12 protein-coding genes are annotated in these 18,061 nt (G+C 45.8%); 3 read left to right on the forward strand and 9 right to left on the reverse strand.

Features of this window, described 5'->3' with window-relative positions:
• Positions 1-56: 56 nt before the first annotated feature.
• The 9 genes from V6984_RS17990 to V6984_RS18030 form a co-directional block, all read right to left on the reverse strand.
• On the reverse strand, positions 57-938 hold the full coding sequence (locus V6984_RS17990; protein ID WP_342756981.1) for a basic amino acid ABC transporter substrate-binding protein: 882 nt from the start codon (positions 936-938) through the stop codon (positions 57-59).
• A 136-nt stretch (positions 939-1,074) separates the two neighbouring features.
• On the reverse strand, positions 1,075-3,300 hold the full coding sequence (locus V6984_RS17995; protein WP_342756982.1) for a hypothetical protein: 2,226 nt from the start codon (positions 3,298-3,300) through the stop codon (positions 1,075-1,077).
• 184 nt (positions 3,301-3,484) lie between these two features.
• Complete coding sequence (locus tag V6984_RS18000) at positions 3,485-4,579, reverse strand: acyltransferase family protein (protein WP_342756983.1); 1,095 nt, start codon at positions 4,577-4,579, stop codon at positions 3,485-3,487.
• Positions 4,580-4,659: 80 nt separating this feature from the next.
• Positions 4,660-6,873: a GGDEF domain-containing protein gene (locus V6984_RS18005; RefSeq protein WP_342756984.1), complete on the reverse strand. Its 2,214-nt coding sequence runs from the start codon at positions 6,871-6,873 to the stop codon at positions 4,660-4,662.
• A gap of 202 nt (positions 6,874-7,075) precedes the next feature.
• Positions 7,076-7,927: a polysaccharide deacetylase family protein gene (locus V6984_RS18010; protein WP_342756985.1), complete on the reverse strand. Its 852-nt coding sequence runs from the start codon at positions 7,925-7,927 to the stop codon at positions 7,076-7,078.
• Between the two features lie 81 nt (positions 7,928-8,008).
• On the reverse strand, positions 8,009-9,712 hold the full coding sequence (locus tag V6984_RS18015) for a [FeFe] hydrogenase, group A (protein ID WP_342756986.1): 1,704 nt from the start codon (positions 9,710-9,712) through the stop codon (positions 8,009-8,011).
• Positions 9,706-11,556 (reverse strand): NAD(P)-binding protein, encoded by a 1,851-nt coding sequence (locus tag V6984_RS18020; RefSeq protein ID WP_342756987.1) that lies wholly within the window; start codon positions 11,554-11,556, stop codon positions 9,706-9,708. The genes V6984_RS18015 and V6984_RS18020 overlap by 7 nt, the downstream gene beginning before the upstream one ends.
• A 352-nt stretch (positions 11,557-11,908) precedes the next feature.
• A complete protein-coding gene (gene pepT, locus V6984_RS18025) occupies positions 11,909-13,153 on the reverse strand; it encodes a peptidase T (protein WP_342756988.1) in 1,245 nt (414 codons plus the stop codon).
• A 23-nt stretch (positions 13,154-13,176) separates the two neighbouring features.
• Complete coding sequence (locus V6984_RS18030) at positions 13,177-14,637, reverse strand: methyl-accepting chemotaxis protein (RefSeq protein ID WP_342756989.1); 1,461 nt, start codon at positions 14,635-14,637, stop codon at positions 13,177-13,179.
• A 416-nt stretch (positions 14,638-15,053) separates the two neighbouring features.
• Here V6984_RS18030 and V6984_RS18035 point away from each other — a divergent pair, with 416 nt between their 5' ends.
• From V6984_RS18035 to V6984_RS18045, 3 genes are read left to right on the forward strand one after another with little or no spacing between them, the layout of a single operon-like run.
• Entirely contained in the window at positions 15,054-16,388 is a 1,335-nt protein-coding gene (locus V6984_RS18035; protein ID WP_342756990.1) for a hemolysin family protein, read from the forward strand.
• Positions 16,385-17,527 carry a sodium ion-translocating decarboxylase subunit beta gene (locus V6984_RS18040; RefSeq protein ID WP_342756991.1) on the forward strand — a complete coding sequence of 381 codons (1,143 nt, stop codon included), beginning with the start codon at positions 16,385-16,387 and terminating at the stop codon, positions 17,525-17,527. Before V6984_RS18035 ends, V6984_RS18040 begins: the two co-directional genes overlap by 4 nt.
• 13 nt (positions 17,528-17,540) lie before the next feature.
• The gene (locus V6984_RS18045) at positions 17,541-17,687 is read left to right on the forward strand and encodes a hypothetical protein (RefSeq protein WP_342756992.1); all 147 of its coding nucleotides are present in this window, start codon (positions 17,541-17,543) and stop codon (positions 17,685-17,687) included.
• The last annotated feature ends 374 nt before the right edge of the window (positions 17,688-18,061 follow it).

The following is an 18,061-nucleotide window of genomic DNA, read 5'->3' on the forward strand; positions in this document are numbered from 1 at the left end:
AGCGGGTATTCCGCTATCCTCCAAATCATACAACATCTGCCGCCCTATCCGGTACATTAGTTCTCTTCTATGTACTGGCTTACTAAGGAATCGAAGGTGCCGTCGTCAATCAATTCCTGCAATGCATTATTGATCTGCTCTACTAACACGGTATCTCCCTTCGGCATAGCAATCGCATAATCCTCTGCTTCAAAGCCGAACTGCACCCCGTCCACTGCCGTTACCTGGCCTTCGAATTTGGATTCGAATACCATGGCAGGATTCTTGTCGATGATAACGCAGTCAAGTCTTCCGTTAATCAGATCATTGACAGCGTCCACTGCCTTGTTATATTGGGATACCGTAGCATCCTCAATCTCCTCCGCAATGAAATCGCCGGTAGTTCCAAGCTGTACGCCAATCGCCTTACCCTTCAAATCATCCGCAGTTGCGATCGCTGAGCCTTCCGGCAAAATCACATACTGAACGGCGGTATAATAAGGATCGGAAAAATCCACACTGGCTTTTCTCTCTTCTGTTACCGTCATGCCTGCGATAGATACGTCTATCTTGCTTCCGATGGAAGAAACAAGGGAAGCGAATTCCATATTGTCAACCTGAACCGTAACGCCCAGCTTCTCACCGATTGCATTAATCAACGCAATATCGAAACCATCCGGTTCCCCGGCATCATTCACGTACTCGAAGGGCGGGAACTCTGCATTAGTACCTACATTTAACACTCCGTCCGCTAAAGCTTCGGACACTGCTGCTGTATCCTCTGTGGAAGTCTCTTCCTGTGCTGTATCCTCTGCGGGAGTCTCCTCCTGCGCTGTTTCTTCAGCCTGCTCAGTCTGTGCCGTTTCTTCCGGAGCCGCTTCCTGCGCCGTGCTTCCGCATGCGGTCAAAAGGGACATACTAAGTACTGCTGCCATCATTGCTGCTAACCATTTTTTCATAATATAACCTCACCTTTCCCGTAGCCCGCAGACTCCTCACTGCGACTACATTTTCACTTTAACTATACGTCAGCATAGCATGTTCACTCCTTAAAATCAATAATTAATATGCGTATTTTATGATTTTTTTGCATCTTTATACATACGTTGGCAGCCTAAGAGGTATTTCCTCATCGATCCAGACAGAAATCCTCTTCCCTCCTGCTGTAACGAGCAGTTCCTTGCCTTTATTCCTTTTGGTAAACAGATGTCCCGGTCTGAGGCTGTACTGTCCGGTATTGGATTGCTCCAATATCATGAGGGGAATGGTTACTTCAAAGCCCTCTTCCTTCTTTTTCACGATGCAGCTTCCTGCATAGCGCATTTTTTCCTCTCCATCGCTGTGATATATCCTGATAGTTCCCATAAGAAGGTACATCAGCCATAGGATTCCTGCAGTGCCTGCCACGCTTCCCATAGTGAATGCCGCTGCTTTTATAACGGGCATGCCGGTATTTTTATCCTTTATTGTTTGAATTTCCATTTCCTCCTCTTCAGGCTCAGCAGCAAGAGGTTCCTGTTTTATGATTTCCTCTTTCTTTTGTACCTTCGGAAGTTCCCTCGTTAAAGGCTTTGTAAGATTTTCACCTTGAGAGGATGCCTTCTTTTTTATCGCCACACCGGAAGATCCTGATTTGTTCTTCCCGGGAATTTCGGCAGTTCTTATTTCGGCATGAGGCTTTATCTCTTCTTTATTTTCTACGCTGTTCGCTTTATCTCCGCTGCTACTGCCGTGATCGTCTTTACCATTTTCCTGATCACCGCCTTGTTCTGTTTCCTCTTCCGGCTTCTCCGATTCACTCTTTTCAATTATAAGCACCTTTTTTGAAGTATTCCCACAGACATCCCGAACTGCTATTGTAAGGTTCCTTTCTTCGCTCCGCTCTTTCTCATTCTCTTCACTTATCTCATTCTCATACGCAGCACTCCACGTTCTCCCGCCGTCATAAGAATACGCCTCATCTGCCAAGCCACTCCCCTCATTTCCATCTGGCTGCAAATCCTTTGCGCTTATACTCACTACTTTAGTTTTGCTGTCATAACAGGCACTTTCTATGATGGGAGCCGTAATATCTATTTTTTCTATATGTATGGACAGGCTAAGCTCCGAAAGTTCGATATCCTCATTGCATGCCTGCAGCCTGACCGTATAGTCACCATTTTCTCTTACTGCAATGGAACTGCCCTCTTTAAACTTCACTCCGTTCTTTTCCCATATAAACCGAGGTTCCTCCCACTGAAGAAAGCCTTCTTCTCCCAGCTCTATGCAGGATGCTTCCAACTTCTTCGGTTCTGTGGTCCAGCCGCTCCTGCTGTTTATAATTGATAGAAACGCATAGGCCGTTTCTTCTTCCTTACCGCAGCTCTTAACATAATGCTCTATTGTATCCTCTGTCTTTTTACAGCCAAGGGTATAGGCGTCTATACTCTTCTCATCCTTTCCACAGCTTCTTTTATAGGAGTCTATACTTTTTTCGGTCTTTCCACAGCTGTTCTGATAGCTTTCCACCGTCGATTCCGTCTTGCTGCATCCTAAAGCCCACGAGTCTACCGTCTGAGCCGTCTTGCTGCAGACCAGCCGGTAACCCTCTATTGTGCCCTCGTTCTTGCTGCACACCACTCTCTGATAGCTATGGGACTTATTGAAGTGCTGGCAGGTCCAGCACATGTAATGGGTTGCGCTGGTAATTCCCTCTCCGCATGAGGAATGTCTGTAATTTCCGCTTATTTCCGCGAACTGCGTATTTCCGTGATGGCTGCAGTAGTCGTTCTGCGTCCGAAGAACTTGCTGATTCCCCACAAAGGTCATCGTACATTCCTCCGTAGCATAGCATGTGCCGGTATGCTGATGATATACCGGTTCATAACATGCTCCGCCGTTTCCTTCATTGCCGGAATGTATGTGGTAGGCGGGAATACTATAGCAGCCTCCTCCTGAAACAGCCGTTCCGCTATGTACATGCTTTACCGGAGTAGCATAGCATGCCCCTCCTGTCTGAGAGCTGCCGCTGTGAATGTGAAAAACTGCTTCCTTGTAACAGCCTCCTTCCGCCGTGGTATCCCCCGTATGGACATGAAATACGGGGACAGTATAACACCCTCCTTCTTCTGCTGCACTTCCCACATGCACATGACTTACCGGCTCCCTGTAACAACCGGTTCCCTCCTTAGCATCTCCCGTGTGTATGTGATGGATTTCCTTTGTAACCCTTTCCTTCTCCTCCGCTCTTACCTGAACTGGTAAAGCGCATAGCAACACTGCTGCCAAAAAACATGTTCCAATTCCTAACCCTATGAATCTTAATCTTATATATCCTTTCATGGTATTTATTTCCTCCTGAGCCGCATTGGCTTACTTCTATATTTATAGGCGCAAAAAACCTATCTACAGGAGTTGATTTCCCAATAGATAGGTTCACAATGTTTATAATTTATCCCGCACATAGTTATAGAACAAATATAACACAGTATGCGGTCCACCGTCTACTAAAACATAAATAAATATTTTACCTTATCAATCGATGGTATCCCTTTTCAGATACCTTACCAATCAATAACGGTATTACAATTCCCGCCGCCATATAAATCCATCTGCTCACATCCATACCATTCAATAGGTAAATATAATTAACGTCCGTTAAAAATGCCGCCTTATCGAAATCCGCGCACCACGGAGTGAATAAGGATAGCGCAAAGAACGCCTCCTTTACGAGAAAAAGCGCTAAGATGTGGTGCATCATAATCCCATAGGTATTTTCCCCTATTTGCCGGATTCCCCTAAGTTGAGGCAGCAGGGGCGACAGAATCTTTGATACCCGCAGCCAGAACGCAATACCTGTCACCATCGTCACAAAGGGAATGACCGGTCCATTGGCAAAGCTCGCGCACCATACCGTGCTATAGGCTAATCCTGCACAAGAGAACGCCACAACAAGCTGTACAATGAATAAAACGGAAAAGTAAATACCATTTGGCAGCGTATCCTTCCGTTCCAGCTTTTTCTTATATAACTTCCCCAGTTCAAAGGCCGGAAGCATAAAAAGGATTCTTCCCGGAAATTTATAATATCCCCAGACATGCCCTCCTATGGCAAACCATACTGTCAGTATTCCTGCCAGAAGAACAGCGGCCATAATCAGATATTCCTTGTTAAGCCGTATAGCGGTAAGAACCCTGCGCATGCAAACATTGATTACCTCCACAAGAAACAGCGCAGGAACGAACCATGCCGGAAAATTATAACCGAACTGATGGCCGGTGAGAAACGGATCAAGAAAAAGCGTCTTAAAGCTGATTCCGTCTCCGATAATAAACCCGAAATACTTAAGCGCAGCTGCCAGAAAGCCGTAAAAAAGGTTCCATAAAAAATAGGGCACAAGCAGCCGTGCGGCTTTCCGCCTTATATATGCTCCAATATGCACTTCGTCGTCTTCATTATAAAAATAGCCGGAAACAAACAGAAATATCGCCACATGATACGAATAATATGGGAACAATCCTCCCAAATCAAATATCTGAAAGTCCGCATGCCCCGCTACTATTAAGATGATTCCTATAGCGGAAAGAATACGAAATGTATCATTATCTCTCTTCTTCTCCATCCCTATCCCCCTGATTCCATATATTGGCCACAACATTATTTCTTCGGAAAACAATCGCTTACAGACGAGAAAACAGATCGCTAATTTAACAGCCTCTCAAACTCCTCTTCCGGCATCGGCTTAGCAAAATAAAAGCCCTGAATAGTGTTGCAGCCCAGTTTCCTAAGGAATTCATACTGTTCCTCAGTTTCTACCCCCTCCGCCGTTACTTCCATATGAAGGGCCTGTGCCAGCTCGATAACGCTGGTAATGATTTTCTGCCCTTTAGGGTCATCGAAATCATCCACAAAACTTTTATCCAGCTTTAAGACATCGATAGAAATAGATTTTAGCATCATAAGAGACGAGTAGCCCGTACCGAAATCGTCCATCAGTATGCGGAACCCCATCGCATGCAGTCTGTCGATGATCTGGCATAACGCTTCCTGATTTTCAAAGATGGCACTTTCCGTCAGCTCAAGCTGCATATACTTCGCAGGCACCTTTGCATCCTCCACCATCTGCACATATTCCTCAATAAAGCTGTCGTTGTACAGATGCCTTCTGGAAAGGTTGACGGAAACAGGAACCACCTCTTTACCTGCCTCCAGCCACTCCTTCTGCTTTTTACATACCTCCGCGAATATATATTTATCCAGATAACTGATGAAGCCTTTCTTTTCTGCCAAGGGTATGAATTTGCCCGGCATAACGGTAGAACCGTCCGCCTTCCGCCACCGCACCAGGGCCTCGGCTCCCACCAGTTTTTTCGTCGTCACACTGTACTTAGGCTGATAATAAACAATGAATTCCTCATGCTGCAGAGCAAGCTTCATCTGGTCCTCCAACAGCTTTTCCTGAAGCATCCTTTGCCTGAAATCATCGTCATAAAAAGCATACTGCACATCGTCCTGCCCTTTTATAGAGGAATGAGCCATGGTCGCATAGTTCATCATGTGCTGGATATCCTCAGTCTTGTCTTTCACGATATAAATGCCGAAGGAAACCTTCAGTATATAATCATTTATCGTATCGGGATAGTTTTTCTGCAAGGCCTCCAAAAATCCCTTAATGCGCCCGTCCAGTTCTTCTCTGCTGTCGAAGTACCAAAGTGCCACAAACTTGTCAGCTATACGCCTCGCATAAATCTCATTTTCCTTGCTGTACCTTCTGCACATCTGCCATATATAGCGCAAGGTCTCATTCCCTTCCTCATAACCGAACAGCTCGTTGATTATCTTGAACTGATCCACATCCATTACGATATACGCCGTATTGGTGTCTGCCTCCTTCAATCGTTTCTTGGCTTCGGCACTAAAGCGCGCAAAAGAATAGCCGCCGGTCACATTGTCCACATACAAAATATTGGACAGCTCCTTTTTCTTCTTCTGCTCCGTCTTTATGATATATAATATGAAGGAGGCGAAGATAGCCCCCAACACCCCGCAAAGGGCATAAGTAAGAAGCATAATGAAATCTCTGGTGGAGTCCATTACGCCGGAGGGGACCACATTCAGAACATACCAGTTCTTAATCTGAAGCGGCGAATAATACATGTATTTATCTATCTTATTATGAAACCGGATATATCCGCGTTCCTGGTTTTCCAGATCCGCGTGCATCTCATCCACCGCTTCCGCATTGGAACCGGAAGCTGCGCCTAACGCCTCATATATGTTATCATATCCCTTAAATCCGGTAGAATTGGTGGTGTTCATCACAATGTCGCCATTTTCTTCTATGATATAGGAATATCCTTTTCCATCGAAAATAGAAACAGTGAACAGATTCTGTATCTCCGCAATTCTATGCGTAGTAAAAACTACCGCGCATACACTTCCGTCCTCATAAATCGGCATACTGAATACGACGATGTCCTCTCCGTTGTCCTTATCCTGAAGCCGTCCCGATATCCCCCTTTTTCCCCGCAAACTATCCATAAAGAATTCTCTGTCGCCCAGATTTAGATTCTTTTTATCCGTAGTATAAGCTTGTCCATCGGGCATAATGATTCCCATTCGTTTTACGGAATAGCGCTTAGCCACCTTTTCAAGCTCTGCAACCGCTTCTTCCGGATTAAAGCCGTTCCTTACGGAGAGCCTGTCAGACACCTCTTCCAGCAGAATGAATTCTCCCTCTACCTCCTTATTGAGTATGACCACACTCTGCTCGGATGTTTCTTTCAAAACTCCTATGATTTCATCGTTCAGTTCTTTTTCCAATATATTCACATAAAACAATAAGATACCGACCAAAACGCTGCAAAGGAATATGCCTATAAACAATCTCTTCCAAATCTTCACAAACTTTTTCATATGTAGTGTTTCCTCCGCACGGCGCCGGTTTTTTCTTCCATAATTCAGCTGCAATATTTACCATATTACCATACATTATCGCACCATACAAGAATACAAAAGGGGATACCGCCTGCATATATATCATTCACTGAGGCCGGCCCGAAAAATTGAAGAGGTATTTCCCACATGAAAAATGTGGACAAAAAGCGTCATACCGTCATCAATTTTTAATCTGCCTGCCTTCTATATCCATATGATAATGGTCCTTGTAAATGAGCTGAGAAACCGGTACGAATTCGTAGCCTTGGTTTTTCAGCTCCGTTATTAATTTATCCAAAGCGTCCACGGTATACTTCGCTCCGTTATGGCACAGGATAATGCTGCCGTTTCCCAAATGCTTGTTCTGTGTAACCTCCTTAATAATTGCGTTTGTACCGTAATCTTTCCAGTCAAGGCTATCCACATCCCATTGAACGGAATAGTAGCCGCACTTTGCCGCACTGCTTATAACTTCATTATTATAGTCTCCGTAGGGCGGGCGGAACAGATTCATTTCATAGCCGGTAAGCTCCTGAACCTTCCTGTGGGCTTCCATGATTTCCTCCTCGCACTGGGTCTCTGATAGCTGAGACATATTTTTATGACTGTCACTATGATTTCCCAGATCATGCCCTGCCGCAAGAATTGCTTTCACATCATCAGGATAAGCATCTACCCAGCCGCCCGTCATGAAAAAGGTGGCATAAATACCATGTTTTTCTAAAATTTCCAATATTTTTTCCGTGTCCTCGTTTCCCCATGCCGCATCGAAAGAAAGTGCGAGCTCCTTCTTCTGCGTTTCTACACAGTAAATAGGAAGCTCTCTTCCATTCACACTGCTGCTGACAGTAACGGAACCCGGCAGGACTGCTGCTGCTCCTTTTATGATAGCCAATGCCGCCAGCACAAAAACCGCCGCCTCCACTCCTTTTATAATCAGCATACTTCTATACGCTTCTTCCGATTGTCCCTCTTCTCGTTTCGGAAGCATCTTCCATATTTTCTTTTTGATTCGTTCCACATATCGCTTCATACGCATAAACACCCGGCATAACTGTTGTTACAGTATATGCCGGGCATAGGTTGTCATATGTTTTTTCTAAGTATGAGTATACTAATTAGTATGCAGCAAATGATGAGACTTCTCCGATAGCGGCTCTCCCAAAAATTCCTCATACAGCCGCTGTATGGTAGGATTCTCGTGGGAATATCTAAGACTCCTTTCCTCATCCAGCTCATACAGCTTGGCAGAACGCTGCGGTGTCATCTTTACGTCTTCCCAAATAGGCTGTCCTCCGCCTCCTACGCAGCCACCAGGGCAAGCCATGACCTCTACGAAATCGTAATCCTTTCTTTTTTCCATAATATCATCCATTAGAAGTCTGGCATTCTTGAGCCCGCTTACCGTACAGGTCCGAACCATAGTGCCGTCCACGAAATAGACCGCTTCCTTTTGTCCCTCTCCGCCCCGTACCTCACCAAAGCCCTTAGGGTCAGGATTATTCCCTGTCAAGGCAAATACCGCAGTCCGAAGCGCCGCTTCCATTACACCTCCGGTAGTTCCGAACAGAACCCCTGCTCCCGTATTCTCTGAAAGCGGGGAATCGAATTCTACTTCCTCTAACAGTTCCGGCTTGATATGCTCTGCCGTAATCAGCCGCGTCAGCTCTCTGGTCGTCAGCACGATATCCACATCCGGACCTGTCCCTGTCACATCCATTGCCGGTATCGCTGCCTCTCCTTTTTTGGCTACACATGGCATGACGGAGATACAGCATATTTTATCCGGCGACACATTTAGCTTCTGTGCAAAATATGTCTTCGCCACCGCACCGAACATCTGCTGGGGAGATTTTGCAGTAGAAAGTCTGCCTGCCGCTTGAGGATATTGGCTTTTCATAAAACGTACCCATGCCGGACAGCAGGAGGTGAACATAGGCAGTCCGCTTTCCTTGATTTCGGGCAGCCTTTTTAACAGCTCATTGGCTTCTTCCATAATGGTCAGATCGGCAGCAAAGTTGGTATCGAATACATAGTCGAAGCCCACCTGCTTCAAAGCCGCCGCCATTCTCTTCTCAGTTGCCACATCCTCCGGCAATCCCAGCGACTCCCCCCATGCGGTACGCACTGCGGGAGCAATCTGGACTATGGTAATTTTCTCCGGATCGGCCAGGATATCGAACACCTTTGGAATGTCATTGCGCTCTCTAAGTGCGCCGGTGGGACAATGTGAGATGCACTGACCGCACATGCTGCAGTCGGTATCCTCGATATTGCGATGACCGGACACATCAACCGTAGTACGGGAACCGGTATTTTGCACATCCCAGATATGTAAGTCCTGAACTTTATCACAAACCTGTACACAGCGCATACATTTAATGCACTTCTTAAAATCTCTTATCAGAGGATAATCCTGATTCCAGGGCGCATCCTCTACTACTTTCGGATAGGATATTTCAGTAAGCCCCAAGTCGTTAGCCATCTTTTGAAGGTTACAGTTGCCGCTTCTGACACAGGTCGCACAATGGCAATCGTGCTGGGAAAGAACCAGTTCTACATTGATGCTTCTGACTGCACGCACCTTAGGTGAGTTGGTATAGATTACCATTCCCTCCTCTACCGCGTTATTGCAGGCTGTGATGAGCTTCCCCTTCCCCTGCATTTCTACCACGCAGACTTTACAAGCGCTGATTTCATTGATTCCCTCCAGATAACACAGGTGCGGAATCATAATTCCTGCATGGGCCGCTGCCTTCATGATAGTGGTTCCTTCTTCCACACAGATATTCCGATTGTCAATTTTCAAATTTACCATATCGCAGCCCGGCCTCCTTTCAAATTTCCATAACCGTAATGGTCACAGCGCAGACATCTGCCCGCTTCCTGTTCCGCTTCCTGCTCCGTCATGGTACATTCTATTTCATCGAAGTCATTCTTTCGTTTGCCCGCTTCGCGCTCCCTCAGATTGATTCTGCCGCAGGGCTCCTTATCCTCGTAATTCACCTGAGGGATTTCTACATCACAGCTAATGATGTGATGATAGTCCAGATACTCGTCAATGTTAGCTGCGGCGACCTTACCCGCAGCAATGGCCCGAATAACGGTAGCGGGGCCGGTCACACAGTCACCGCCGGCAAAAACACCGGGGATCTCACGGAATCCGCTTTCGCTCAGGGCATCGATAACCCCTCTTTTTACCGGAACTCCTGATTCCTGGAAATGGTGCGATTCGATTCCCTGACCTACGGCAACCACAACAATATCACAAGGTATCCTTTCCAATTCTCTATCGGCACGTACCGGACGGGCACGTCCCCATGCATCGATAGGACCGATGATCTGGGGTTCGATCCAGACAGCAGTAACATTCCCTTTTGCATCCGCTTCAATTTTGATAGGCGCATTGAGGGGATAAAGCTCAGCGCCTTCGGCTATGGCTCCCTCGACCTCTTCGGGAAGAGCTGTCATATCCTCCTGTCTTCTTCGATAGGCAATCCCTACCTGCGCAGCACCAAGGCGAATCGCCGAACGAGTACAGTCCATGGCGACATTGCCGCCGCCCACGATAATGACCCTTTTTCCGGTAAAATCGGGAGGGTTGTTTTCTCCGATACTTCTAAGCATTTCTACAGCGGAAATCACGCCCGCCGAATCTTCTCCTTCAATGCCCATCTTTTTATCGATATGTGCGCCGATAGCGATATATACGGCATCGTATTTCTTCCGCAGTTTATCTAATGAGATGTCGTCCTCTTTTTTTCCAACCTTTTTCCCCGTATGCACTTCCACACCCGTAGAAAGAATCGCTTCAATATCTTCGTCAAGACGTACTCTTGGGAATCTATAGTTCGGAATACCGTACCTCAGCATGCCTCCCAGCTTTTCCTTTTCTTCATATACTACGGCATGATGGCCCATGAGCTCCAGATAATAGGCCGCCGATAATCCGCCTGGTCCTCCTCCTATGATAGCTACCTTTTTGCCTGTAGAGGGTGCTTTCTCAGGAACGGGTACGGTGTTGGCACGGGCGTTGTCAACTGCCATGCGTTTCATGCCGCGGATGTTCACGGAGCTGTCGATCATGTTACGACGGCAGCGAGCTTCACAAGGATGTTCACAAATCAATGCACAGGCGGTAGGGAAAGGATTGTCTTTACGAATCAGCGTTACCGCATCCGCATACCGCTTTTCTCCTACCAGCGCGATATATCCGGGGATATCCACACCAGCCGGACACAAAGCCACACACGGCACAGGCTGTGTAATGCCGTAGGAACATTTTCCATGCTCAATGTGATAGACATAGTCCTCACGGAAACCTTTTAAACCTGCTAATACCATGCCTGCTGCCTCATAGCCTATAGCACAATCGGCAGAATCGGCAATACTGCTCGCCGTCCTCAGCATTAAATCCAATGTGGCTAATGTGGCTCGATTTTCCAGCACATCTTCCAACATCTTCGAAAGCTGCAACAGCCCTACGCGGCAGGGAACACATTTACCGCAGGTCTGGGCATGGCATACTCTCAAAAAAGATAGTTGTAAATCCACCGGACATAACCCCGGAGGACTGGCGACGATATGTCTTTCCAGATCCTTGTACAGCCGCTCCACTGTAAGCTGGGCCTGATTGGGGGTACTAATTCTTAATCGACTCATCCTTTCTCCTCTCTGCATTAAAACAAATTTCCTTTGTTTATACTTGTACAAAATAACTATAAGGTATGTACTTACCTATATCTTAATTATAATTAAGTCACAAAAAAATTGCCTTGTCAACATATCCCGACACTTTATTACTGAAAACGGAGTGAACAGTAATGTCATTCACACACAAAAACACCCGGCATAACTTTTACAGTATATGCCGGGTATCGTCTGTCATATGTTTCCTATCCGTTTATTAAGTTAAGTACACCCTGAAGGCTTTGGTTCGCCTGTGCCAGCATGACCTTTCAATACCTGCAAATAATCGTTTCATCCTGCATATAAGCGTATATGTCTTAAAGTCTCAGCAGTCTTCTTGTGCCAGGCCGTATTTCTGAGAAATACGTATCAGCAGCTCCACGATCTTCTCCATAGATTCCACACAAATATATTCGTACTTTCCATGAAAATTATGCCCACCCGTGCAGATATTGGGGCAAGGAAGCCCCATGAAGGAAAGCCTCGCACCGTCAGTGCCGCCTCGGATCGGGATGACTATGGGTGTCACGCCGATTTCCTCCATGGCTGCTTTGGCATTATCTACCAAGTGCATATTCTTCTCTATGATTTCTTTCATATTATAATAAGAATCCTTTAAATCAATGACTACAGTGCCTTCTCTGTATTTCTCGTTCAGAAAGCACCCTATCCTAAGAAAGTTTTCCTTTTTCTGCTCAAATTTCTCTTTGTCATGATCACGTATGATGTATTCGGAAACCGCTTCTTCCACATTTCCTGTTAACGAATCCAAGTGATAAAAGCCCTCGTACTTCTCCGTATACATAGGATTCTGAAATGCGGGAAGCATAGCTTGAAATTCCTGAAGTATAAGCAAAGCATTTATCATCTTATTCTTGGCATCGCCGGGATGTACGCTCCGGCCATATGCGGTTACTTTTGCCCCTGCCGCATTGAAGTTCTCGTATTCCAGCTCCCCCAGTCTGCCGCCGTCCACCGTATAAGCATAATCAGCTCCGAATAAATCCACATCAAAATAATCGGCTCCGGCTCCCACTTCTTCGTCCGGAGTAAAACCGATTCGCAGTTTTCCATGAGCGATTTCCGGATGCGTCAGAAGGTACTGCGCCATAGCCATGATTTCCGCGATTCCTGCTTTATCATCGGCTCCTAACAACGTAGTTCCGTCCGTCACGATCAAGCTTTTTCCAATATAATAGGAAAGCTCGGGGAAATCATTCGTCCGCATCACTACGTTCTTCTCCCCATTCAGAACAATGTCGCCTCCGTCATAAGTCTCCACGATACGGGGCTTTACGCCCGCCCCCGTCACTGCCGGAGAAGTATCCATATGGGCGATAAATCCTAGAACCGGAGCACTCTCCAACCCCCTCGATGCAGGAATGGACGCATATACATAGCAATATTCCTTATCCAGAGTTATTTCCTCTGCGCCCATTTCTTCGAGCTGCTCTACAAGCAGCTTCGCCAAATCGAACTGCTTTGCCGTAGAGGGAGTAGATGCCCTCCCGTCTTCGGACTGGGTATCTAATCGTACATATTTCAAAAAGTTATCTACTACTGTCGACATGCTGCTCTCCTTAGGTCAATTCTTTATTTTGCGTAGGTTCTAAGCTCCTGCGCCAGCTCATGTATCGATTCCAGCATACGCCTGCACTCTACCATCTGGCCCACAGACTCCTCAGCGGACTTCACGCCCTCCTGCGAAGATGCCGCAACTTCTTCTCCTGTCGCCGAAAGCTGGGAAATATTGTCGGAAATTACTCCGGTAGCCTGCATAATGTCTTCCATAGTCTGCTCCAGGTTATTGATACTTCCTGCAAGCTCAATTACTTCATCGTTAATCGTCTCGAATTTCTCTTTCGTGACCTCTATCATCTTCGTTTGCTCGTTAATGAAACCTACGGAATGATCCAAGCTCTCCGACGCACTCCTGGCATCCTCTATCAACTCGGAAATGATTCCCGTAATCCTCTCTGTCGCACCCTTCGTCTGATCCGAAAGCTGTCTGATTTCATCCGCCACTACAGCGAAGCCTTTACCCGCTTCTCCCGCTCTCGCAGCTTCGATGGATGCGTTTAAAGCGAGCAGATTGGTCTGGGAGGAAATATTCATAATATCCCCAACAATATGCTTCACTTCATCCACGCTGGTTGTCAGTCTGGCTGTGGCGCTTACCGTCTGGCGGCTTGCTTCCTCCACGCCCTTAGCCTGTTCCTTCAGGCTGTTGACAAGGCCTACACCCTCCGCTACGTTCTCAGAGGTAGTAAGAGATACCTCTGCTATCTTGGAGGTTTCCTTCCCTGCCACATCCGCACTCTCCTGAATGTTGGAGCACATCGCCGCCTGCTCCTGAATGGATTGCGCCGTGCTCTCCGTACTTTCCGCAATGTTCTGCATAGCGGAGCTGTTGGAATTCACGCTTTCCTGAAGCCGCTTTAACAATTCATTGGCACGCTCGAAATCCACGCCTATATTATCCGCAGTCTGGACCATTTTATCCGCTGCCTTCGCCTGTTCTTGGGCTACTGCACTGATGCTGTCCATCTTTTCTTCATTAAACTGCTGTATCAGCTTCAGCGACACATAGGCAGTCGCACATATGATAAGCGATATTCCCCAGCGGATAACAGTGTCATCCCATACCAGCCTTCCGGCCGCCACATCCTCTATTGTCCATATCGTATTACCGATGACTATGGCTATAGTACCTGCCACAGCAAACCGTACATTCAGATACATCATCGCCCCTATGATCATAGGAAAGGCATAGATATAAGTCGAAGAAAAGGTACTCACGGACATGAGCACGATAAAGGTCAGTGCTCCCGACCCGGTCAGCACGGAACCGCATATCCTTCTTCCTTTGCAAATCATGAAGCCGATGATACTGACTATTAACAGCACGATCGGAGTGAACAAGCCAATGTAATTCTGAAGCTGTGCACTCTCTCCTCTCACATCATTTAGCATGGATACCGCGCTGAAAATAAGCGTACATGCTATAATCACAAAAACTTTCTTATCAATTCTTAGGTATTGTTCTCTTGTCATCTGCTTATCCTCCACCATTACTAATGCTATAATACACCCACTAAATAATATAACACTATATAGAAGAAAATTAAAGAAAAATTTCCCATTTACCGTATATTTCGATTTTTTTCTTTCCTAATTTTCAATTTTCATATTTGGAAAATTTTTGTGTACAAATATACACTTTTCATATATAATATAGATGCAAATTGATAAGGCTTAAATAAAGAGGGAGCAACCGTCATTTATATGGATTCTTTGCGATATATCCAACTAGATTATGTTTCATACGCTAAGAATTGAAATGGCAAGATTTTTATTGTATCGGATAAGGTTACAGTAAAAGTCTTTTTATCATGCCTCTCCTCTAATATTAAAAACACTAAAAACAATTGTAATTTAAGAAATTACACACTTTTAAGGAGGTATTATTCATGGACAGCGACCCTGTCGCCCGAACGATTACTTTACAACTTTTATTTCTAGTATTTTTAACACTGGTGAACGCGTTTTTCGCAGGAGCCGAAATGGCTGTAGTTTCCGTCAATAAGAACAAAATCAAGCGGCTGGCAGGGGGAGGCAACAAGAAGGCGGCTTTGATACTTCGCCTTTCGGAGAATTCCACTAGTTTTTTATCTACCATTCAGGTAGCGATAACGTTCGCGGGCTTTTTCTCCAGTGCATCCGCAGCGACAGGTATTTCTCAGATACTCGCAGGTAAAATGGAGGAGCTTAGTATTCCCTATAGCGGAACGCTCGCTGTGGTAATCGTCACATTGATTTTGTCCTACTTCACACTTGTCTTCGGAGAACTGGTGCCGAAGAGAGTGGCATTGCAGAAGGCGGAGGGATTCAGCCTCTTCTGTGTAACTCCTATTTACTATGTATCCATTGCCATGGCGCCTTTTATCAAGCTTCTTTCCTTATCTACCAATGGATTCCTTCATCTCATCGGAATGAAGTCCGCTTCTCTCGAGGAGGAGGTATCCGAGGAGGAAATAAAGTCCCTTTTGGAAACAGGACAGGAAACGGGCGTTTTCAATGATATCGAGAAGGAGATGATCACTTCCATTTTTTCCTTCGATGATAAGAAGGCGAAGGAAGTGATGACCCCGAGGCAGGATATGATTGCTATAGATATTTCCAAGTACCGGGATGAATATTTGGACACCATATTGCAGAGCAGGCGTTCCCGTATTCCCGTCTACGACAAGAACATGGACACCATCATCGGAATTCTTTCCGTGAAGGACTTCATGATCAAGGCCAAGGAGCAATCCTTTACCAATGTAGATATAAGGACTCTTTTGCAGAAGCCTTATTTCGTTCCGGAGAACCAAAAGATCGACAAGCTTTTTCAGGAAATGCAGAAAAGCAAGATCCATATGGCCGTTTTGGTGGATGAATACGGTGGTGTATCGGGTCTCGTCACGTTAGAAGACCTGATCGAAGAAATTGTGGGAGATATTTGGGAAGAATATGAAGAAGCGGATACGGGTATTGTAGAGCTTTCTTCCGGCGCATACCACATTCCCGGCAGCATGCTCATTTACGATTTGAACGAGGAGTTACACCTTCACCTCACGAGCAACTGCGATACTCTGTCCGGATATTTAATTGAGCAGCTAGGGTATATCCCTGAGGAAGGCCAGCTTCCGCTTACCATTAAGACACCGGAAGCAAACTTTTCCATTACGGAGTTAAAAGATCGTGTCATTACTTCTGCTACGGCAGAAATAATAAATAAACAAAAGGAGAACGAATCATGAATTTTATTATTGAAGGAATTATGTCAGTAACATGGCAGCAAATTGTTATGTACTTCGTCGGCGTTTTGCTGATCTGGCTCGCTATAAAGAAGGAATACGAGCCGTCACTGCTTTTACCGATGGGCTTTGGCGCCATTCTTGTCAACCTTCCCGCTTCCGGTGTAATCAATCAGGTGCTCGAAGGCGTAGGCGAAACCCACGGTATTATCCAGTGGTTGTTTGAAGTCGGCATTGAAGCTTCCGAAGCATTGCCAATCCTGCTCTTTATCGGTATCGGAGCTATGATCGACTTTGGTCCTCTGCTTTCCAAGCCTATCATGTTCTTATTCGGCGCTGCCGCTCAGTTCGGTATTTTTGCCGCTATCCTCCTTGCGACTCTTCTCGGATTCGACTTGAAGGATGCTGCTTCTATCGGTATCATCGGTGCTGCCGACGGCCCTACATCAATTTTGGTATCCCAGATACTACATTCCAAATATATCGGTGCCATAGCCGTGGCCGCTTACTCTTACATGGCCCTCGTACCGATCGTTCAGCCTTTTGCTATTAAGCTGGTTACGACGAAGAAGGAACGCCGTATCCGTATGGACTACAAGCCCTCTCAGGTTTCCAAATCCATGCGTATCGCATTCCCTATCATCGTTACCTTTATCGTTGGATTCATCGCTCCGTCTTCCGTTTCGCTCGTTGGTTTCCTTATGTTCGGTAACCTGCTTCGTGAATGCGGAGTACTCGGTACGATGTCCGATACGGCACAGAATGCTCTTGCTAACCTGATCACACTTTTACTCGGTATCACCATCTCCTTCAGTATGAAGGCTGCAGATTTCGTAAATACCGATACCTTACTGGTTATGCTGATCGGTCTTGCCGCATTCGTACTCGACACCATGGGCGGCGTGCTCTTTGCAAAATTTATCAACCTCTTCATACCTCACAACAAGATCAACCCTATGGTCGGTGCGGCAGGTATCTCCGCATTCCCCATGTCTTCACGTGTTGTACAGAAAATGGCTATGAAAGAGGACCCGGGCAATGTTCTTATCATGCAGGCTGCGGGTGCTAACGTATCCGGACAGATTGCTTCCGTTATCGCCGGAGGACTTGTTATTAACCTTGTAACCAACTACTTGAAGTAAGGAGGAACGTATTATGATGGACAATGTAATAATTGCTTTGGAGATTATGGGAAAAGGAATGGGCGGTATTTTTATCGCAACCCTTTTAATCATCGGTATTGCCATGCTTCTTTCCAAACTCACAGCCGGAACCGGAAAAAAAAGCGAAGAAAAAAAATAAATTATACATTTAAGTATTTTAAAGGAGGACGCTTGGCGTCCTTCTTTTTTATGATTTACTAGAGTGTCAAAAGTCCTTTTCGTCAACTTTCTCAGACAATGGAATCATAACCAAAAGAACGAATGCGTAAAGGACTTTTGACACCCTAATCAAGATTGCCCGCAGACGAAAAAACGGCTCAAAAGAACTTTTACGTCCTCCGAACCGTTTTCCCAAACAAAACACCTATTATTAAGCTACTGCGCTTTTATTTTATCACGAAGACGGCAGATTCTCAACTGCTTCTCACAATTTTCTACATATTACCTTTTTGGCAACCCTTTTCCATTTTATTTTTAGTTAATAATTTCCTCATTCTTTTCTAAGAATCATTA

The sequence above is a fragment of the Kineothrix sp. IPX-CK genome (assembly GCF_039134705.1).
Taxonomy (GTDB): domain Bacteria; phylum Bacillota; class Clostridia; order Lachnospirales; family Lachnospiraceae; genus Kineothrix; species Kineothrix sedimenti.